Raw genomic sequence first — 20,387 nt, 5'->3', positions numbered from 1 at the left:
ATTCCCTGCCTATTCATATAGGCAGGGAATAGGTCTTGCTCAGGTTTAGAAGTTGTATTTAACCGCCAGCATCACAGCCGTATCACTGTAGCCTTTGTTGCCCACCTGCTGGCCAACGTTACCCCACAGACTCAGTTGCTTGCTGAGTTGGCCTTCAACCCCCATTTTCAGTTCGGCAATGTTCGCTGCACCCTCCTGTTTCACGCTGATGCCATCCATCGTCGTACCGAAGTCCTGAGTATTATGTACCCAGTTGGCTTCGATAAACGGCTGGAATACCCGGTCTTTGCCTTTATCCTGATCGGCGTAGCCATTGATAAAGGCTTTCACGCCCAGACGGGTCTGGATGTTATTATTTCCTTCCCCCGCGATACGGGTCCCGTTGGTTTCTTTATGGTCATCGGCTTTCACCCCCATCCAGGTCAGCTGCGCTTTTGGCTGGATAAAGTAACTGGCATTCTGCGCGGCATTTTCACCGAGCTTAAAGGTATAACCGCTCTCAACTGACGCGGTGACCCCTTTGGATTTGTACTCTTCGCTCGCCAAACCCTGCCCATCCACGCTGTTATTGAACCAGCTATACTGCATCCAGCCGTCCACATACAGGCCTGACTTGTCGGCAGCATTGGCATACCAGGTGCCGTATGCACCCACGCTGTAGCCATCCACCGCGCCTTTGGCATCGTGACCGGACACCTGCGAAACGGTATTACTCTTGCTGTTACCATAACCGGCCATCAACCCCAGGTGGAAACGGTCCAGCCCATCATGGCTCCATTGGGCGATATCCCCACCCAGTTGCACCACATAACGGTTGGCTTGCGTCTTCAGTTGGCCACGCTCGTCACGAGAACGGTTATGGCCTCCTTCGTTACGCAGCCACAGGCTGGTAACCTTCTGTTCGCCGGTCAGCACATCAGTGTACTGGGTTTCCCCCAGGCGATCGTGCAGGCGGGTGACGAACATGTTATTGGCCGCCGCCAGGTTGGCACTGTAAGCACCGGCTTCCGGGCGTTCCGTCGGTTCCTCAGTAGCGTCATTGCTCCGGTTATTCGTGTCACTGGTCAGATACCAGTTCCCGGTCTGCCCAGCCTCGGTGCCACGGCCCAGGGTATAATCATACGCCCCGGCGGCAATACGCCCGCTCTGGACAAATTGCCCGTCCGACTGCCCGCCTACAGAAATGACTTCAATGCCATTTAAGGTCTGGGCACCGCTGCCACCGGCATTATTGATCTGCACATGGGTGGTGCCGGAGGTATTGCCTGCGACCACCAGTTTATCGGTCAGTGAATTGTCATCGCCCAACTGCGTGTTCATCACCAGCAGGCCATTGTTGCCCACATAGTTACCGTTTACCGTCAGGGTTTTGACATCGCTGGCCGTGGGGGCCACAAAGGCTACCGTGCCGCCGTTAGACAGATTATCCACCTGCGAGTTAGCGGTCATGTTCCAGCGGCTGGTGGTATCAACAGCAACACTGGTCGGGTCAATCCAGCCTGTGAGGCTGGCCCTGTTGAGCAAGCTCAGTTGCGTGCCGCTCTGGCCCACCACATTGCTGATCAACTGTGCTCCTCCCTGGCTGCCATCCAGGACCAGAGTACCTTCATCAAGCTGGGTGTGTCCGGTATAGGCGGTTTGGCCAGATAAGGTCAAACTGGCATTGCCGTTCTTGATCAGACCGCCGTTGCTGGCATCGAAATCACCCGCAAACGTGGTGTCAGTGCTATTGGTAACGGTAATCGTCTTGCCAGCCAGCAACAATTGGCTGCCACTGACGCCGGACAGATTTTGCACGCCTGCCCCGGCGCCACTGACTTCGGCTATGCTCAGCGTGGCCCCGCTTTGGCTGAGGCTGGTCGATGAACTTGTCGCAATATCGGCATCACCGCTCAAGGCCAGCGTACCGCTCTCGATCGTGGTGCTGCCGGTGTAGGTATTGGCTGCTGACAACACCAGCAAGCCGTCACCCTTCTTGATGAGGCTCTTGCCATCCCAGCCACTGGTGAAGGGGCCGGTCTGGTCACCGAGGGCAACATCGATGTCAAACGCGGTATTCGTCGCCATGGTGAAGGTGCCGGTACCATCAGCCACACCCCCTTCGAGCCAGGCCAGTTGGAAGCCCAGGTTGTAGTCCAGAGTGTTGGAAATATGGCCGTTGTACAGCAGGTAGTCCAACCCGCTGGGGGTCAGTGGGTTATTGTCAAAGCCACCGTCGATGCCGCCTGTGGTACGCAACATCGTATATTCAGTGTCGTTGAGAATGTCACTGGCCTTAACCGGTGCCTCACTGTCGCTGAACCCCCTAATCACCAGCGTCCCGCCGAGCATCGCGCTTTGCGCGACAATGTCAGGCGAGGAACCCAGGGTGACGCTGAGTATGGCGTTAGCCGCCTGCGTAAAGATACCACCCACGTTCAGCGTGGAGTTGATCTGGCCGATGTCGGTGGTGGCACCGGCCTCGGTGTTGTAGTTGCCGCTGACGGTGAGGGGCTGGTTTTGCAGGAGTTGCAACGTCCCCTGCGCCACGGTGACGCTCCCTTGGCTGGAAGCGCTGCCGCCGGTGAGGCTCAGTATCCCACTGCCTTGCTTGGTCAGGTTACCGGTGCCTGAGAGAGAACCGCTATAGGCGAAGTCGTTATTGTGGTTGAACACCAGGGCTGCGTTGTTGGCGATGTCACTGACGATGCCCCCGGTGGTAACGCCATTGCCGATCTGCAGCGTGCCGCCGTTGACCGTGGTTGGGCCGCTGTAGGTGTTGTTGCCGGTGAGGGTTAAGGTGCTTGCGCCACTCTTGACCAAGCTGCCGGTGCCACTGATAACGCCGTCGAAGGTGGTATCGGCGGTGCTATTGGCCGCTAGTGCTGCTCCGCCGGTGGCCACGCTGCCAGCCCCAGAGAGGTTGTCAACGGTCTGGCTGAAGCCGTTGAGATCCAGCGTGGCTCCGTTGGAAACCGTCACTGCACCGCTGCTGGCTAAGGTGTTAACGGCACCGGTGCGCAGCGTGCCCGCGTTGATCAGCGTATCGCCGGTATAGGTGTTGGCTGCCGACAGTTCGAGTGTGCCAAGGCCGTTCTTGGTGAGGGTAGTTCCGTCCCAGTTACTGGTGAATGGGCCCACCTGATTGGCTAATGCCACGTCGACGTTGAACCGATCGGCGGCCCCGGCGAGCGTAAAGACGCCATTGCCCAGCGCGCTGCCAGCCTGCCAGGTGAGACCAAAGTTTAAGTTGTAATCCTGCGTATTGGCCGTGAGTTGGCTGACCTGGAGGTAGTCCAGCGTGTTGCCACCTAAGGTCACGGCGGCAAAGTTGCCCGTGATACCGCCCGGGGCTGAGGTGTGAATGATGTTGAAAGGCGTACCGCTCAGAGCGCTGGCCGTGTTGGGGACGCTGAGGCCGGTGATATTGAGCGTGCCATTCAGGCTGGCGCTGTTGGCGTTGATAATGGGCTGTGCGCTACCGATCGCAACATTGAGCGTGCTGTTGGCCGCTTGTGTGAAGATACCGTTCACGTTCAATGTGGAGTTAACGGCGATCTGGGTGGTAGCGCCAGACTGGGTAGCGTAGTCGAGCGTGTTGGTAAAGGCACCGGTCTGGGCCAGGTTCAGCGTGCCTGCCACGACGTTGGTGTTGCCGACGGATGAGCCGGCACCGCTGAGGGTGGTGGTGGCGGTGCCCGACTTGAGCAGTGACAGAGTGCCACCCAGGGTGCCCGCGTAGAGCGAATCGGCGGTGCTGTTGAGGGCGAGAATCTCGCCAGCGCCTGTCCCTGTGATGGACGAACCGGCCACACCACTGAGATTGCCAATGTTCATGAAGGTATTTGCACCGTTTACGGTGACTTGGGAGGTCGCGCTGGTCAGTGCCACAAATGACGTTGGCGCATTCCAGTTGGCATTCACCTGGACCAGCGAATTAGCGCCCACATTCACGCCGCTGATCGAGTCCAGTCCGTTAGCAACCTGATTGTTCAGCATTGATGAAGAGAGCGTGACGGAGCCTGTACCTAACGCATTTACGGCATTAGCGTACAGAGTGCCCCTGGCATCACCGGTGGCTGCAGCCCCCGTCGACGTGATATTCCAATTGCCGGTGTAAGTATTATTGGCACTGCTGATGCGGAGATATTTTCTATTGAAAGTTCCGGTAACGGCCATCGTCGCGTTGATGTTGGCACTGCCACTCAGCGCTGCGGTGGGGGCTAAGGTCAAACCGTTGCTATAGGTGCCTCCAGTCGGGGTGATTGATACGCTGCCAGGACCTGCAAGCGTCAACCCTGTTGTCAGCGTGCGATCTGTATTCCCGACATTGAGCATCGACAACGCCAGCGTGCCACCGCTGTTGATGGTGAGCCCGGGAATGCTGTAGCTTACATTACCTGTCGTGCTGTTGTTGTTGCCGACCAGAGCTAAAGTTCCTCCAGCCTGCACGGTGAGCGAGCCGCCGTCGAAAGCGTAGCTGAAAGTACCAAAGGGGGCGGGTGGGCTGTTAACCACGCGGCCACTACCGATCAGGTAATCAAAAGACGAATTGGGCGCGGCTCCATCGCTCCATACGGTGGTTGCATCCCACTGACCATTGGACACTGCAGTGACCGTCTGCGCATGTATGGGCAACGCTAAAAGCGCCAGGGAAACGGCGGAGTAAATGGGGGAAAAGCGAAAGCGCGGAGGGTTATCCTCCGCGGGTTGCTTGCGATGAGTATTTGCAGGATTATTCTTAGATGTATCCACGTGCGTTGTCCTTTAAGGGCTGTTGACGTTTTGGTTTTATAGGGTAAAAGACAAGAACAGATTCGTATTGCGGCATAACCACCGCGCCAAATGACTCTGCAATGCTCCAACCAATGCTCAATGGCAAACATTGGTCGGAGTGGGGCAGGGCCATTTCGCAAGAAAAATTTAGCGCTAGAAGAATGGCTGTCTTATGGTGGGAATGGGGTTGTGATAAGACCGCTCTAACTCAATCTGTTGCGTCTTATCCAAGCCAGTCAAGCCACTCATCTTATCTGCCTCGCTTTTGCCGTGCCTTTAACCAACCCTTGGTTTTTTCCAGCGCCAGCCTTGAACGCCCCGGCAACAACGGCATCAGTTTGGGAGTGCATACATTTCCTGATCAACTCATGGCCCAATCTGCTTTTACCCTATTTTGAGTGTAGTAGGTCAACCTTAACTGACAAGCACCAGGCCTTTAGCCAATAACGCCAAGCTCGATCAAACCTCTTTTCTGCCCAGATACCGCTCTTTCATCAGCGACAAGGCAATCGCCACGTCAAGCACCGGTGAAGGCGGCAGATAATTGGCTTTGCCGAGTTCCAACATCGCGCCGATCAGCGGGTTATCATGGCCCAAGGCGTAATCTGCCAGCAGCGTTCCGGCGATGGTTTGCTTAGAGACCCCCGCGCCGTTACAGCCACCTGCGGTATAAATTCCAGGCTTTAGCTCCCCCCAAACCGGGGCACCGTTGCGGGTGACGCTGATGGTGCCGGACCAGGTGCGGGTGATCGGCACATCCTTCAGCTGCGGGTAGATCTTATTGAATATGCGCTGGTGTAACCGGGTGGCGTGATAAGTCTGTGCGGCAGTGATTCTGCCATTTAAGGCCGGAGTCACATGCTGGCGGATTAAGAAGCGGTGATCCTGGGTATAGCGCAACGTTGCCCCGGCAATGGCATTAACCGGGGTCAACCCCCAACTGCTCATCTCTGGGAGTTTTTGCCGCTGTTCTGCGCTTAACGGGGCGGTGATGCTGGCAAAGGTTGCCATCGCCGCTTGCTGGCTGGTGACGGGGGCGAGCTCTCTGGAAAGGGCGTTGGTCGCCAGCATGACCTTGGCGGTTTTAATCGTGCCATAAGGGGTAATGACCTGAGCCACCTTGCCAGGGCGGATCTGCATAACCGGCGTGTGGTTATAGACGCTCACATTGTTCGGTAAATGCTCGGCTAAGCCAGTAATCAGGCTGGCGGGATTGACCAGAATCGCGCTCGGGGTATAGATGCCTTTATGGTAAAAGCGGCTGCCTAATTTCTGATAGAGCGCGTCTTGATCGAGAACGTGGTACGGTTCGTTCATCACATCCAGGTTGTCCGTATATTCCTTCAGCACGCGCTCATTGCGGGTATCGACCTGGCAATGATATTTCCCGACGTTTTCCCATTCACAGTCAATGCCCTGTTGCTCAATCACGGTAGCTAATTGAGCGATGCCGGCCTGCAGCAAATCACGGTAAGACTGCGCCTTTTTGAGTTCCGCCGTTGAACTGCCGATGTTATGCGGCAACCCGATAATAAACCCGGAGTTTCTGGCAGACGAGCTTTCTGCCGCACAGGCTGCGTCGACGACGATGATCTTCAGGTGCGGCGCATGGGTTGCCAACCGTCTGGCGAAGGAAATACCGGCAAATCCTGAGCCTACTACCACCCAATCCGCCTCGGTATCGCCGATCAGCACCGGGTAGGCGGTGGGTAACCGATCGTCTTTTAACCAGCCGTTCTGGTTCTGATTTAACGGCACTGATGCGTATTTCAAACTCGTTATCCTTTTTAAGATTCTGGTCCGCTCCTGACACCAACGCATCAAGATCGTATTGATACCACGTCAGCCATGATACATGGAGCGATGCTCCCACTCACCTGCCTTGGCTGTCATTGACTGGGGTCAATCAGAATAAAGGAGAAAACCAGGCTTATTGGCTGCTTTCGGTCCCTCCAGCCTGAATTTTTCTTGCTCAAAAAAATCGCGTATTTTAATTGACTGACCGTCAGTCATTATGTATTGTGTGGATATTATCTACTACAACATAGGAAGGGTTATGGCTCGTACAGTGAAAAAACCAGAGGTGCGTCGTGCAGAAATTCTGCAGGCAGCAGGTAACTTGTTTCAGAGTCAGGGGTATGAAACCACCTCTGTCGATGAGATTGTCCGCGCGGCTGGCATCGCCAAGGGCACGTTCTATTACTATTTTAAATCGAAGGAGGAGATACTTGAGGCGCTGGCGCAGCAGATGTGTGCCGATATTACCGCCCAATCACAGCTTATCGCTGACAATCCACATCTAGGGGCGATTGAAAAATTCTGCGCCATCATTGCAGCGCAGAATCAAACGGTAGACCAGGGGCAGTCGCTGGTCGAGGACTTGCATCGGCCAGAGAATCGCGCGCTGCATGAACGCAGTAATATTGAAACGGTATTGGTCTTTGGGCCGGTGTTGGCTGCGGTGGTAGAGCAAGGCAATCGAGAGGGGGTTTTTCAGGTCGCCGATCCGTTATCCACCGTTCAGTTTATTTTGGCTGGTTCACTGTCTTTGTTTGGCCATCAAACTTTTAATTGGACGCCGGAAGAGGAAGCCGCGCGTATGCAAGCCATGTTACTGCTGATCGAACGGGCGTTTGGCGCAGCTCCTGGCTCTTTTGCCCAAGTATTGGGTGCCAGCATTCAGGGGCAGGGGTGAGGTATGGCTAATCTTTCCCATACCCTTAGTTATTCCCCACTGCGATTTTTTGGCTTGGTGTTTGGCATATCGTGGCTACCATGGATGGTAGCCGCTTATATCAGCCATTTACCTGATGAGCAGCCACTGACCATCACGCTGGCTTTGGCTGGGCTGTTCGGCCCGGCCGTCGCTGCGGGGATTATGCTCCGCCCCGGAACTGGCAGCAGGCTATGGCAGGATTTCCGTAAGCGGTTGTTTTCTTTGGCTGGAGTAACGCCAGGGCGCTTGTTAATAATGTTCGGCTTGATCTTGATCCCGTTGGTGATCGCCACCTGGCTGTCGGTGCGCATGGGGCAGAGCGCCGCCCAGTTCGCTGTTTCCAGCGGGTTTTTGCCGATGTTGCCACTGGCGCTGATTGCGGCGCTGTTAGAGGAGTTGGGTTGGCGCGGCTATGGTGTGGATAGTTTGAGAAGCGTCTGGAGAATGTTATTACCGGTGACGCTGGTATTCAGCGGTTTATGGGCACTCTGGCATTTGCCCTTATTCTTTATTCAAGGCACCTATCAGCATCAATTATGGCAGGCAGGTGGCATATACGTTGCCAACTTCTTTATCAGCATCTTTCCTGCCAGCGTAATGGCTAACTGGTTTTATTACCGCTGTCAGCGCAGTATTCCAGCCGCTGTCCTATTTCACTTTACATTGGTGATGGCGGCGGAGTTATTACAGATAGCGCCTTTAACCAAATGTATCTGGAGCGCAATATTATTTCTGATCGCAGCCTTGTTAATTGCCATTGAGCAGGATTTTTTCTGTAAAGAATAATACGTGCCATTTTATTTCAGCAGTAGTTATACCTGTCATACTTCAAGTTGCATGTGCGTCGCCGCCTTCCTGTAACTCGAATTATTTTTGGGTATACAACAATATTACTCTCTTTTTAGAAAGGCGCTTTTCAGCGCTGACGGCAAACTTTTAACTAAAATACGCTGGGAGCTTTATTATGACTCATTCTACTTATTACTCTACTCGTACATCAATACTGTCAATAGGGGCGTTTTCACTGATAACTTTGTTATTTTCTGGCGGTGCTCAAGCTGGAAAATGGTCCGTAGGTGCAGGCGTTGCGGCAGAACAATTAGCCTATCTGGATTATGATAGGCAATTTATGCCAATACCCATCGTTACTTATCAAGGAGAGCAGTTTTTTATTAGCGGCCAAGGGGCAGGGATTAATATCATTAATACCGACACCCACGGCTTGAGCTTTAATGTTGATTACTCACCGTTAAGCTTTAAACCTTCCGACAGCCGTGTTCCAGCGATGAAAAAGCTGGATAAGCGGCGCGCTACCGCCATGGCTGGCATGGGATATCAATATAATGCCGCTTGGGGCACCGTCAGCGGTAAAGCAGTGACAGATGTTCTTGGCTATAGCAACGGGGTGCTGGTTGACGTTGGCTATCAATATGCCTTCCAATTTGGCCAACTTCAGCTGGTGCCTGGCGTGGGTATGCAGTGGCAAAGTCGTTCTTTCAATGATTATTACTTTGGTGTCAGCAAGCAGGAATCACAGCGCAGCGGGATCGCGGCATACCGTGCTCAAAGTGGCGTATCTTCTTATCTTTCTCTCGCCAGTTATTATGCGCTTAACGACAGTTGGCAGCTGTTCCTGATGGGTAATTATGAGCAAGTGAGTGACACAGTGAAAGATAGCCCAATGGTTTGGCGGGATTATAGCGTCACTGTCGCTACCGGGTTTTTATATAAATTTTAATAGGCAGTGAATCGGATTTAAACGGGAATATACCCGTTATGCAACTTGAAGTTATTTACAATGTTTGCTTAATAAAAAGCGTCCAACGGCTTATTATTTAATTGGCTGAATATGACGTCTATACTTTGCATAACACAGGCCGTAGCATGCCTTTTATTGTGTGATAATAAATTGATAATATTGAATTAAAATGAATGTCTATTTTATTCTGCTGTTTTATGCGGATTCGCGAAATTTTTAGAGCCGTGCTAACGCGCGGCTTTTTTATTTTTAGCGCTAAGCGTTCGCAGAATGAACAAAGAAACCCTCATCGGTGCATCACGCTTCTGCCACCGCTCAGGGTTTGAGAAAAGCATGAAGCGAGGCTACGCTAACTGATATCCAGAAGGAGTTTTCCTCGGTGACATGCAAACCTATTGTGGTGTGGGTCAATATAGTCTTACAACTGCTATTGCCGTTGAGCCTATCTTTTTACCCTGCAATAGCCAACATGCTGACTCCTGCGCCAGATACGGCCCCGGCAGAGCCGCTTGAAACCGTGCCCTATACTCTGGCACCGGGTGAAACCGTCTCCCAGGTGGCGAAAAAATACCATCTTATGGTCGGTGAGTTAAAAAAAGTCAATCAGTTCCGTGCGTTCTCGAAACCCTTCGAACAATTAGCCAGCGGCGATGAAATTGATATTCCGCACACGGCCTCGCTGCCGTTGACAAGCCATCATGAAGACACACAAGCGGCACCGGCTCCGCACTATCAAGAACGGTTAGCCCATAACCTGCTAAAAGGTGCCACGTTACTGGCAGACGACAACACGCCGCTGGCCGCCGCCGGTATGGCGCGTTCTATGGTGGTGGGGGAAGCCAACGACGCGGTGCAGCATTGGCTGAGCCAGTTTGGTACCGCACGTGTCCAGCTTAGCGTGAATGATCGCCTTGGTCTTGAAGGCAGCTCATTCGATATGCTGGTGTCGCTTTATGATGATCAGCAATCGTTGTTATTCAGCCAATTTGGCCTGCGTAATAAAGACAGCCGCAATACCGTCAATCTCGGCGCGGGCATCCGTACCCTGCAGGATAACTGGATGTACGGCGCTAACGCTTTTTTTGATCGTGATATGACGGGCAAGAATAGCCGTATTGGGTTGGGTGCCGAAGCCTGGACAGATTACCTCAAACTATCGGCTAACAGTTATTTACGCCTGACGGGCTGGCATCAGTCCCGTGACTTTGCTGATTACAATGAACGCCCGGCCAACGGTTACGATCTGCGGGTCGATGCCTATTTACCTGCTTACCCCCAGTTCGGCGGCAACTTGATGTATGAACAGTATTGGGGCAATGAGGTGGCGTTATTTGGCAAAGACGACAGGCAGAAAAACCCTTATGCGTTCACCATGGGGATCAATTACACGCCGATCCCACTGATCACTCTCGCAGTAGAGCAACGCGCCGGTAAAGGGGGCAGAAACGACACCAATCTCAGCGTCCAACTGAATTACCATCTCGGAGAACCCTGGCAGACACAAATTGATCCCTCGGCGGTGGCAGCCAGCCGCACCTTGGCCGGTAGCCGTTATGATCTGGTGGAGCGTAACAACGATATTGTGCTGGAGTATCAGAAGCAGGAGCTTATCCAACTGGCATTGCCGGATCAGATGACCGGCAGCGCATTCGAAGTGATCAAAGTAGATGCGCAGGTGGCGGCGAAATATGGGCTGAAGCGCATCGACTGGGATACCGCCGCATTAGTGGCGGCCGGTGGCGTCGTGACGCAAACCTCTTCACACAGTATCTCGATAAAGCTGCCGCCTTATACGGCTGGCAGTAACGTTTATACGCTGGGGGCAGTGGCTTACGATAATCAAGGAAATGCCTCCAACCCGAGCAGCACGCAGATTACCGTCACGCCACAAGTGGTCAGCAAATACAATTCTACCCTAGAGGTCTCCCCGGCTGACATATCTGCGGATGGCGTTTCCACCAGCCTGATTACCCTGAATTTAAACGACGTGAATAACCTGCCGGTGCAGGGAATGGCCGATCGGCTGACGCTGGATGTGCACTTTACGCCAAACATCGCGGCCGGCCTGCCCTTGAGCCACCCGCTGTTGAGTGCGGTGACAGAAACCGCGCCAGGGGTTTATAGCGCGTAGCTAACCGCAGGGCTGACTCAAGGCGAGGCCATTATTGCGCCAACTATTAACAATATCTCTCTGGCATCGGCTAAAGTTACTTTAACTGAGAGCAATCATGCACCGATCGTGGATAACTTTTCTTTCCGCGTTGAGCCTGCGGAGATTGTTGCTGATGGGGTACAGACCAGCACGCTGAGCTTTAGCGTGCTGGACAATCGCCATCAGCCGATTACTGGATTAAAGGTGGCCTTTGCGGTGAGCGACGGGCCAGAAGTGACCCTGAGCCCGGTCACGGAAGATAACGGCGTATATAGCGCGACGCTGAGCGGGGTTGTCGCCGGTAACGTAACGGTGGCCCCGACGATCAATGGCGATGCTGTAGCGGTGGATGGATACCCAATCACGCTCATTGCCGATCACAGCACCGCCACTATTGATCTGACGGTGGTGAGCGATGATGCGCTCGCCGACGGCATTGACGTCAATAAAATCGAAGCGCATGTGACGGATCAACACGGCAACCCTCTCGAAGCCGTGCCCGTCGAGTTCCATGCCGATAACGGTGCCACGGTGATACCGCCGGAAGGCATTACGGATGCTGAAGGCTTGATAACGGTGAAACTGGCTAATATCAATCCAGGCGTGACCACGGTGACCGCCATCAGCGGCGGACATGAGCAACGTGTGGAAATCGCTTTTGTGCCGGAAACACCGGAGAAATTGTTGATATATCGCAATGGCGTTGAATTGACTGAGCATCCCGTCGTCGGGGATACCCTGGTGGCGGTGGCGATGTGTTCCATTGCCTTATGTAACGGGGCATCAGTTAATTATCAGTGGGAAGTTGAGTCCGCGGTCGGCTCAGGGGTGTTTATCGCAATCCCCGGTGCCACTTCAGAAGCACTGACGGTGACAGCGGATTTACAGAAACGGGCTATCAGAGTGGTGTCGCATTAACGCTGAATGCTCATCAGTTAAGGCTAACCAGTTCCCTCTCCCTTGGGGAGAGGGTTAGGGTGAGGGGACAATCACCGCACGACTTGCCCCTCACCCCGGCCCTCTCCCACAGGGAGAGGGGGCGATGCCTTTTATCACCCTTCCGTGCCGTTGTGGAAGGCTGTTTAAGCATTGATTTTGAGTGCGGTTAGAGGAAAGAAAACGATGAAGCATAAACTAGGTTCTCTGCTATCGGGGATGTTGCTCAGTATGCTGATTGTTGGATCGGCATGGTCGGCTATCACCTCCACGCCAACCTCTACCGTCAGAGGGCGCGCCCCGGTGGTGACGCAAAGCACTATCGTTTCAGACAATGCCAGCGGTAATGGGCTGATCGATATCGGGGATACCTTAAGTATCGGTACGCCAGGCACCTTCAGTGATGAGGACGGTGACATTGCGATCCCGCAAACTTATCAATGGCAGGCCGATGGGGCAGATATTCCGGGGGCTACCGGCAATACCTATACCATTGTGGCCGGTGACTTAGGCAAAACCATTACGGTGTTAGTGACACCGCATACCGATCCGGCGATTACCGATCCGGCCGAAGGTATTGCCGTTGCCTCTAATGCCCTGACGGTCATCGCCGGTGGCACCGTGACGGGCGTGACGGTGAGCGGTGAAGTGGGTGGCTATCCACAAGTTGATACGCCGCTGACGGCGACCGCAACCTGTGCGGGCGGCACCTGTACCGGTGTGACCTACCAGTGGCAGATCGAAACTGGCGTCGGCACCAATACCTTCACCGACATCAGTGGCGCAACCAGCAGCACCTATACGCCAGCACGGACCGATCAGCGCTTGAGAGTCCAGGTCGTGGTGGGCAACGCAGCGGCTCAGTAAGCAAGAGTCAGCTCAGGCAGGCTTGATGTGATGTCACGCCTGCCGATTTCACTTATCAGTATGATGGATACGCTGGATGCTGCGCCGTAACGATATCTTCACGGGGTTGTTATGCGGGATATTACTGGCTCTGACTGCCGTCATGAGCCATGCGGCGCAGGCTGTCCAGCAATCCACCACGCCCGTTCATGGGCGAGCGCCGACGACGACGCTCTCGGTAAACAACACCCAACCGCAGGTTGGGGACGTTATTACGGTGACCTCTGCTTTCAACGACGCAGATGGTGATGCCGAACAGGGAACAACCTATCAGTGGACGCTGGACGGTACCGCGATCGGCGGGGCGACCAGCCCAAGTTATACCCTGGAACTCAGCGATATTCTGGCGGGCAGTGAACTGAATGTGATCGTCACCCCGCAGACCGATCCCAATATCACCGTGCCCAGCGAAGGGGTACCGGCTCAGTTGGCGAATCCGATCAATCTCCGATGGCAGCGCACCATTGCCAGCCTGACGTGGGTTGAATCCCCCCTGGGCGTGGTGGCCGATGGGCAGGCGGTGAATACCGTGCGTGCCAGCGTGCAGTATCTGGACGGCACACCCGCCGTGGGGGCCACCGTGCTGTTCGATGCCGATAATAGAGGCGCGATCTCCGCCACGGCACAAACGGGAGTCGATGGTGTGGCAACGGCTTACGTCACTAATGCGATCGCGGGTACCACACAGGTGACGGCCAGTATTGATAGTGACAGCAAGTCTATTGATACGCTGTTTGTGGCTGGCCCTGTCCATGTTGTTGATGCGGAAGTGACCCAGAACAACGCGCTGGCCAACGGCGTTGATGATAACAATGTGCTGGTCAGCGTAGAGGATAGCCAGGGCAATAGCGTGGTGGGGGAAACCATGACGTTCACCGCCACCAACGGCGTGACGCTGAGCACCACCAGCGCTCAAACCGACAGCGACGGCGAAGTGACGCTCGCATTGACCAGTGAATCGGCGGTGAGCAGTGAGATAACGGCCACCGCCAGCAACGGTGTTTCCTCGACGGTGACCGTTGAATTTTCCGAAGAACTGAAGATGACGCAGATCCTGGTCAATGGCGCGTCTTTCTCGGTTGATGATGGGTTCCCAAGGACAGGGTTTGTTGGCGCGACATTCCAACTGGTGATCGGCGAAACCCCGGCGGGTAACAGCGCTTATAACTGGAGCTCCAACCAGAGCTGGGTTAGCGTCGATGGCAGCGGCAACGTCAGATTCAATCAGGAACCGACATCGGGTAATAACAGCGTTACCGTGACGGCGGCGAACCCAGACAATGGCACCACATTAACCTACCCGTTCACCGTGAATCGCTGGTTTAGAAATAATAATTTCAACATTATGACATACGGTGATGCGGCCTCTTGGTGCAGTTCTCAAGGCGGCGGCTACGCCGTTCCGGGGTATGGCCAGATGACCGATAGAACCCCGGCGAGCCAGACCGGTGCCAACCGGGATGCCGACGGTAGACTGTGGAATGAATGGGGCACGATGAACAGTTATTCTAACGGCTGGTTCGCCGGTAACTATTGGGTGACTGAACTGGTCAGCGGTGGTAACGCCCGGCATTACGTTTATCTTGGGAATGGCAGTTTGTTCGATTTCCCGCTGGATGGCGCAACCTATGTCACCTGTTCAACAGCGCTTTAAGCCCGTGCCTGCAAAGCTACGCTGGCTCTTCTAATACAGCGCTCTGGTCTGCCACCAGTTCGAGCATTTGCGCCAAACCGGGGCTGTGATTTTCTTTGTGCCAGGACATTAAGAGTTCGATCTGCGGTGCATCCGCCGGTAATGGCCGGAATACCACGCTTGAGGACTGAAAATGGCAGACATAGCGCGGCACAATAGACATGCCCAGCCCCATGCCTACCAGATTCATGGTCACCAGAATATTGGTGGCGGCCTGCACGGTATTCGGCTTGCTGTGGTGTTGCGCCAGATAATTTTCCACCATCAGATACAGCGCGCCAGAGTGCGCCGGATCGGTGCTGATAAAGTTTTCGCCATCAAGATGCTGCGGGGTGAGCAGCGGCTCTTGGCTTAATGGATGATTGACGTGCATCACCACCATCAGCGGTTCATGATACACCACCCGATAATTCAACTGGTTACTGACAATCGGCCGCCGCATAAAGCCGACATCAATTTCCCCTTTCAATAACTTCTCTTCCTGCTGGGTGGTGATGAGACTGACCAACTCGATACAGGAAGCGGGGAGCCGCTGGCGCAACTGCGGCAGAACCTCGGGCAGGATATTCACTTCGGCACAGGGAACAAAGCCGATGGTCAACCGTGCCTGTTCCTCCATCGCCTTGCGTGCCAACTGCTTGGCCTGTTCAGAGAGGTCAAGAATGGTGATCGCCTGCGGGAGAAAAACCTCGCCCGCGCGGGTCAGCGAAACCTGGCGATTATTGCGGGCCAATAACGGTACACCGATGCACTGTTCAAGATCTTTGATCTGGCTGCTCAGTGAAGGCTGCGACGTGTGCAGTTTTTCTGCTGCCCGTGTGAAATTAAGTTCTTCCGCTACCGCGACAAAATAACGTAAGTGTCTTAGCTCCATACTTTTTCCTCCCATCATAGAAAAAATGTCTAGTACGGTAGATTTTTACTATTTCACAAAATAGCAACTGGAAAGCAACATCCTTTGCGCAACCCCTACGAAGGTCAATACATCTCTTGGATGAGGATTAAATAATATGACCACGAGCGCAAAATTAGACATCTACAGCTTGATCGACGCTAAAAACGGGCAAGTTACGCCACGTATCTATACCGATCCGGACATTTACCAACTGGAACTGGAGCGGATTTTTGGCCGTTGCTGGCTGTTTCTGGCCCATGAAAGCCAGATCCCAAAACCAGGAGACTTTTTCAACACCTACATGGGTGAAGACGCGGTGGTGGTTATTCGTCAGAAAGACGGCTCCATCAAAGCGTTTCTCAACCAGTGTCGGCACCGCGCAATGCGCGTCAGCTATGCCGATAGCGGCAACACCCGCGCTTTTACCTGCCCTTATCACGGTTGGTCGTATGGCATTGATGGCGAACTGGTTGAAGTGCCATTGGAGCCGCGCGCCTATCCACAAGGGCTGTGCAAATCACACTGGGGGCTGAAAGAGGTGCCCGGTGTGGAATCGTACAAAGGCCTGATTTTCGGCAACTGGGACACCAGCGCTCCTGCGCTGACCGAGTACCTGGGCGATATGGCCTGGTATCTTGATGGCCTGCTGGATCGCCGCGAAGGCGGCACCGAAATTGTCGGCGGTGTACAGAAGTGGGTGATTAACTGTAACTGGAAATTCCCTGCGGAACAATTCGCCAGCGATCAGTACCACGCTCTGTTCAGCCACGTCTCTGCGGTGCAGGTGTTAGGCGGCATGGCGGATGGCAGTGACAAAAAGCTCGGTGACGATCAGACCCCGCGCCCGGTTTGGGAAACCGCCAAAGACGCGGTGCAGTTTGGCCAGGATGGCCACGGCTGCGGTTTCTTCTTCACCGAACAACCGGATGCCAACGTGTGGGTCGATGGTGAAGTCTCGCGTTACTACCGCGAAAGCTATGCCGAAGCGGAGCAGCGTTTGGGCAAGATCCGTGCGCTGCGTTTAGCCGGGCATAACAATATTTTTCCGACCCTTTCCTGGCTTAACGGCACCGCGACGTTGCGCGTCTGGCACCCACGCGGGCCGGATCAGGTAGAGGTCTGGGCATTCTGTATCGCCGATAAGGCCGCATCTGCCGAGACCAAAGCCGCGTTTGAAAACAGCGCCACGCGAGCCTTCGGCCCTGCCGGTTTCCTGGAGCAGGATGATTCAGAAAACTGGTGCGAGATCCAGAAACTGCTCAAAGGCCACCAGGCCCGTAATAACCCACTGTGCCTGGAGATGGGGCTCAATCAGGAAAAACGCCGTAAAGACGGCATTCCCGGTATCACCAACTACATCTTTTCAGAAACCGCCGCGCGCGGTATGTACCAGCGCTGGGCGGATCTACTGAGCAGCGACACCTGGAAAGAAGTGCAAGAGAAAACCGCTGCATATCAACAGGAGGTGATGAAATGAGTATGTCCGTCTCTTTTGAGCTCCATCATCAAATCAGCCAATTTCTCTATTACGAAGCTGCGCTGCTGGACGATTGGGAATTCCGTTCTTGGTTGGATCTGCTGGATGACGATCTGCGTTACACCATGCGCACCACCGTCAATACCCAGACTCGCGATCGGCGCAAAGGGGCGCAGCCGCCGACCACCTGGATTTTCAACGACACCAAATCGCAGCTGGAACGCCGGGTTGCGCGCCTGGAAACCGGCATGGCCTGGGCCGAAGAGCCGCCGTCGCGCACGCGCCACTTGGTCAGTAACTGCGTGGTGACTGAAACAGAACAACCCGATGTGTTCTCCGTGCGGGTGAACTATCTGCTGTACCGGGCGCAAAAAGAGCGTGACGAGACCATTTACGTCGGTACCCGTACCGATCTGTTACGGCGCCGTTCAACTTCGGCGGGCTGGGGGCTGTGTGGGCGTGAAATCATTCTCGATCAGGCCGTGATTACCTCCCACAACCTGAGTGTACTGTTCTGATGAAGCGAATTCGTGCCTGTTTTGCTGAAGAGTTACCGGAGGGAGAAGCCCTCCGGTTGGATACCGAACCGGCGATCGCGCTGTTCCACGTCGGTGGTGAATATTATGCGCTCAACGATCGCTGCAGCCATGGCAATGCCTCGATGTCCGAGGGCTATATCGACGAAGACGCAACCGTGGAGTGCCCGCTGCATGCCACCAGCTTTTGCCTGAAAACCGGTAAAGCGCTGTGCCTGCCCGCCACGATCCCGTTGCAAACCTACTCGGTTAGCGTGGTTGAAGGGGCGGTATTTATCGATATCCCGGAGGAAGCCTGATGTCCGATCTCAACGATGACGTAGTGCTAATTACCGGTGGCGGCTCGGGCTTGGGCCTGGCGCTGGTGACGCGTTTTATTGAAGAGGGCGCCCGCGTGGCGACCCTCGAACGTTCTGCGGAGAAGGTGAGCCGGTTGCAGCAGCAGTTTGGTGAGCAGATCGTTGCTGTAGCGGGGGATGTGACCAGCTTTGCCGATAATCAGCGTGCGGTGGAGATGACGCTGTCGCGCTTTGGCCGCCTGGACTGTTTTATCGGCAATGCCGGGATCTGGGATCACAACGCCTCGCTGTTGGCGACCCCGGCGGAGCAACTGCAATCCGGTTTTAACGAACTGTTTGGCGTCAACGTGAAAGGCTATCTGCTGGGGGCCAAGGCCAGCGCACCGGCGTTGATCGCCTCTGGCGGCAGCATGATCTTTACGCTCTCCAATGCCGCCTGGTATCCGGGCGGTGGTGGCCCGCTGTACACCGCCAGTAAGCATGCCGCCGTGGGGCTGATTCGTCAGTTGGCCTATGAACTGGCACCCAAGGTGCGGGTCAACGGCGTTGGGCCGTGCGGCATGGCCAGCGATCTGCGCGGCCCGCAGGCGCTGGGGCAGCAGGATACCTCGATTATGCAATCGCTGACGCCGGAAAAGATCGCGGCCATTTTGCCGTTGCAGTTCTCCCCTGCGCCGGAAGATTTTACCGGCCCTTACGTGATGCTGGCGTCGCGCCGTAACAATCGCACGCTGAGCGGCGTGATGATCAATGCCGATGCGGGCCTGGCAATCCGCGGTATCCGCCACGTTGCGGGTGGGTTGTCGTTATAGGAGCCAAAATGAAACAGATAGTGATTATCGGCGGCGGCCAGGCAGGCGCCATGGCTGCCGCCGCGCTACGCGCACAACAGTTTAGCGGCAGCATCACCTTAATCAGCGAAGAGCCAGAGCTCCCTTATGAGCGCCCGCCGTTGTCGAAAGACATGCTGCTGTCGGCAACCCCGCAACTGCAAGACATTCTGCCGGCCACTTTCTATGCGAAAAATAACATCACCCTGCGTAGCAATACGCGGGTGGTTGCTATCGATCCTGCCCAGAACAGCGTGGTGCTGGCCAATGGCGAAGAGTTGGTGTGGGACAAATTGCTGTTAGCCACCGGTGCCAAAGCGCGCCGTTTGGCCGCACTGGATGCGCTGGGCGAAAAATCGCATACGCTGCGCACGGCGGCAGATGCCCGGCGTTTGCGCGCTGTGCTGAACGCGGGCCAGCAGATCCTGATCGTGGGGGCGGGCACCATCGGCATGGAGCTGGCGGCCAGCGCCACACAGCGTGGCTGCCGGGTGACGGTGATTGAGCAAGCACCGATGGTGATGGGGCGTAACGCGCCACCACCGGTGCGCGATTACCTGACGCATCTGCACCAGCAGCATCAGGTGCGTTTTTGCCTGAATGCGCTCATTGAGCATGCCGCACTCGAGCAGGATCGGGGGGTGCTGACCTTGCAAAGCGGCGAACGGTTGAGCGGTGACGCGGTGATTTATGGCATTGGCATTGAGGCTAACGATCAACTGGCTACTCAGGCCGGGCTGGCGACCGCTAATGGCATCATCGTTGATGACCATTGCTGCACTTCAGTGGCCAATATCTATGCGGCCGGTGACGTCACGCTGCGCCGCCAGGGTGAGCAACTGGTGCGCCTGGAAACCTGGGACAACGCCAATCAGCAAGCGCTGGTCGCGGCCTGTGCCATGTTGGATAAACCCTCTCCGGCAGCGGTGCCGGTGTGGTTCTGGACCGATCAGTTCGACAGCAATATCCAGTTTGTTGGCGCGATGCACAGCGAGCATTGGCTGATGCGCGGGAATACCGCGGGGCACAGTGCGATCTGGTTTGCGCTGCAAGACGGCAAACTGACCGGTGCTATCACCCTGAATCAGGGGCGGGAAATCCGCCATCTGCGCAAGTTGATTCAGCAGGGGGCCGTGGTGGATGAAAAACAACTGGCTGATCCGCAGGTGGCGCTGAAAAACCTGATTTAGCAGCGGGGTGCTTCCCCTCACCCCAGCCCTCTCCCCAAGGGAGAGGGAGCTGAGCGGCGTCGGTTTTAGGCTTGGGGAAACAGTGGCACTGATTCTAGGGAGAGCGGCGGGGGGCTTCCCCTCACCCCAGCCCTCCCCAAGGGAGAGCAGCTGTGTTTAAAGTCAATGGGTGATGATTAATTTGTCACCCATTGCCTATTATCTCGCAGCATCGCGTTTAATATCGTTAACAGCTTTCTGATG

Annotated in this window: 15 protein-coding genes; 12 read left to right on the top strand and 3 right to left on the bottom strand. The window is 55.1% G+C overall.

Annotated features, from left to right (window positions below; translation table 11 throughout):
* Positions 1–45: 45 nt before the first annotated feature.
* Together WG891_RS14440 and WG891_RS14435 are read right to left on the bottom strand one after the other, a co-directional pair.
* Positions 46–4,734 (bottom strand): autotransporter outer membrane beta-barrel domain-containing protein, encoded by a 4,689-nt coding sequence (locus WG891_RS14440; protein ID WP_337263408.1) that lies wholly within the window; start codon positions 4,732–4,734, stop codon positions 46–48.
* 480 nt (positions 4,735–5,214) lie between these two features.
* Positions 5,215–6,528 (bottom strand): NAD(P)/FAD-dependent oxidoreductase, encoded by a 1,314-nt coding sequence (locus WG891_RS14435; RefSeq protein ID WP_337263409.1) that lies wholly within the window; start codon positions 6,526–6,528, stop codon positions 5,215–5,217.
* Between the two features lie 283 nt (positions 6,529–6,811).
* Between WG891_RS14435 and WG891_RS14430 the strand changes: the two genes are divergently transcribed.
* The 7 genes from WG891_RS14430 (at position 6,812) to WG891_RS14400 (ending at position 14,878) form a co-directional block, all read left to right on the top strand.
* Positions 6,812–7,450, top strand: a complete 639-nt coding sequence (locus tag WG891_RS14430; protein WP_337263410.1) for a TetR/AcrR family transcriptional regulator — start codon at positions 6,812–6,814, stop codon at positions 7,448–7,450.
* Between the two features lie 3 nt (positions 7,451–7,453).
* Entirely contained in the window at positions 7,454–8,257 is an 804-nt protein-coding gene (locus tag WG891_RS14425) for a CPBP family glutamic-type intramembrane protease (protein WP_337263411.1), read from the top strand.
* A gap of 178 nt (positions 8,258–8,435) precedes the next feature.
* Positions 8,436–9,209, top strand: a complete 774-nt coding sequence (locus WG891_RS14420; RefSeq protein WP_337263412.1) for a MipA/OmpV family protein — start codon at positions 8,436–8,438, stop codon at positions 9,207–9,209.
* 400 nt (positions 9,210–9,609) lie between these two features.
* A complete protein-coding gene (locus WG891_RS14415) occupies positions 9,610–11,361 on the top strand; it encodes an inverse autotransporter beta domain-containing protein (protein ID WP_337263413.1) in 1,752 nt (583 codons plus the stop codon).
* Between the two features lie 108 nt (positions 11,362–11,469).
* A complete protein-coding gene (locus tag WG891_RS14410) occupies positions 11,470–12,300 on the top strand; it encodes a ZirU family protein (RefSeq protein WP_337263414.1) in 831 nt (276 codons plus the stop codon).
* 204 nt (positions 12,301–12,504) lie between these two features.
* On the top strand, positions 12,505–13,185 hold the full coding sequence (locus WG891_RS14405) for a ZirU family protein (RefSeq protein WP_337263415.1): 681 nt from the start codon (positions 12,505–12,507) through the stop codon (positions 13,183–13,185).
* Between the two features lie 76 nt (positions 13,186–13,261).
* Entirely contained in the window at positions 13,262–14,878 is a 1,617-nt protein-coding gene (locus WG891_RS14400; RefSeq protein WP_337263416.1) for an Ig-like domain-containing protein, read from the top strand.
* 16 nt (positions 14,879–14,894) lie between these two features.
* Here WG891_RS14400 and hcaR read toward each other — a convergent pair whose 3' ends face one another.
* Positions 14,895–15,791 carry a DNA-binding transcriptional regulator HcaR gene (hcaR, locus tag WG891_RS14395; RefSeq protein ID WP_337263417.1) on the bottom strand — a complete coding sequence of 299 codons (897 nt, stop codon included), beginning with the start codon at positions 15,789–15,791 and terminating at the stop codon, positions 14,895–14,897.
* A 136-nt stretch (positions 15,792–15,927) separates the two neighbouring features.
* Between hcaR and hcaE the strand changes: the two genes are divergently transcribed.
* The 5 genes from hcaE to hcaD are packed head-to-tail and all read left to right on the top strand — an operon-like array spanning position 15,928 to position 20,144.
* Positions 15,928–17,289, top strand: a complete 1,362-nt coding sequence (hcaE, locus tag WG891_RS14390; RefSeq protein WP_337263418.1) for a 3-phenylpropionate/cinnamic acid dioxygenase subunit alpha — start codon at positions 15,928–15,930, stop codon at positions 17,287–17,289.
* Positions 17,286–17,807 (top strand): 3-phenylpropionate/cinnamic acid dioxygenase subunit beta, encoded by a 522-nt coding sequence (hcaF, locus tag WG891_RS14385; protein ID WP_337263419.1) that lies wholly within the window; start codon positions 17,286–17,288, stop codon positions 17,805–17,807. Before hcaE ends, hcaF begins: the two co-directional genes overlap by 4 nt.
* On the top strand, positions 17,807–18,124 hold the full coding sequence (hcaC, locus tag WG891_RS14380; RefSeq protein ID WP_337263420.1) for a 3-phenylpropionate/cinnamic acid dioxygenase ferredoxin subunit: 318 nt from the start codon (positions 17,807–17,809) through the stop codon (positions 18,122–18,124). Before hcaF ends, hcaC begins: the two co-directional genes overlap by 1 nt.
* Positions 18,124–18,936 carry a 3-phenylpropionate-dihydrodiol/cinnamic acid-dihydrodiol dehydrogenase gene (gene hcaB / locus WG891_RS14375; protein ID WP_337263421.1) on the top strand — a complete coding sequence of 271 codons (813 nt, stop codon included), beginning with the start codon at positions 18,124–18,126 and terminating at the stop codon, positions 18,934–18,936. The genes hcaC and hcaB overlap by 1 nt, the downstream gene beginning before the upstream one ends.
* Before the next feature lie 8 nt (positions 18,937–18,944).
* Positions 18,945–20,144, top strand: coding sequence for a 3-phenylpropionate/cinnamic acid dioxygenase ferredoxin--NAD(+) reductase subunit (gene hcaD / locus WG891_RS14370; RefSeq protein ID WP_337263422.1), 1,200 nt, complete (start codon positions 18,945–18,947; stop codon positions 20,142–20,144).
* Positions 20,145–20,387: the final 243 nt, after the last annotated feature.

The organism is Serratia sp. MMO-28 (assembly GCF_037199905.1).
Classification (GTDB): Bacteria; Pseudomonadota; Gammaproteobacteria; order Enterobacterales; family Enterobacteriaceae; genus Chania; species Chania oryzae.
The sequence above is the reverse complement of the archived record's forward strand: the minus strand, read 5'-3'. Positions and strand labels throughout refer to the sequence as shown.

Excerpts from the sequence above, each read along its gene's own strand:
- hcaB (WP_337263421.1), top strand. The coding sequence starts at position 18,124 with ATGTCCGATCTCAACGATGACGTAGTGCTAATTACCGGTGGCGGCTCG.
- hcaD (WP_337263422.1), top strand. The coding sequence starts at position 18,945 with ATGAAACAGATAGTGATTATCGGCGGCGGCCAGGCAGGCGCCATGGCT.
- WG891_RS14405 (WP_337263415.1), top strand. The coding sequence starts at position 12,505 with ATGAAGCATAAACTAGGTTCTCTGCTATCGGGGATGTTGCTCAGTATG.
- hcaR (WP_337263417.1), bottom strand. The coding sequence starts at position 15,791 with ATGGAGCTAAGACACTTACGTTATTTTGTCGCGGTAGCGGAAGAACTT.
- WG891_RS14400 (WP_337263416.1), top strand. The coding sequence starts at position 13,262 with ATGCTGCGCCGTAACGATATCTTCACGGGGTTGTTATGCGGGATATTA.
- hcaC (WP_337263420.1), top strand. The coding sequence starts at position 17,807 with ATGAAGCGAATTCGTGCCTGTTTTGCTGAAGAGTTACCGGAGGGAGAA.
- WG891_RS14425 (WP_337263411.1), top strand. The coding sequence starts at position 7,454 with ATGGCTAATCTTTCCCATACCCTTAGTTATTCCCCACTGCGATTTTTT.
- WG891_RS14430 (WP_337263410.1), top strand. The coding sequence starts at position 6,812 with ATGGCTCGTACAGTGAAAAAACCAGAGGTGCGTCGTGCAGAAATTCTG.
- WG891_RS14420 (WP_337263412.1), top strand. The coding sequence starts at position 8,436 with ATGACTCATTCTACTTATTACTCTACTCGTACATCAATACTGTCAATA.
- hcaF (WP_337263419.1), top strand. The coding sequence starts at position 17,286 with ATGAGTATGTCCGTCTCTTTTGAGCTCCATCATCAAATCAGCCAATTT.
- hcaE (WP_337263418.1), top strand. The coding sequence starts at position 15,928 with ATGACCACGAGCGCAAAATTAGACATCTACAGCTTGATCGACGCTAAA.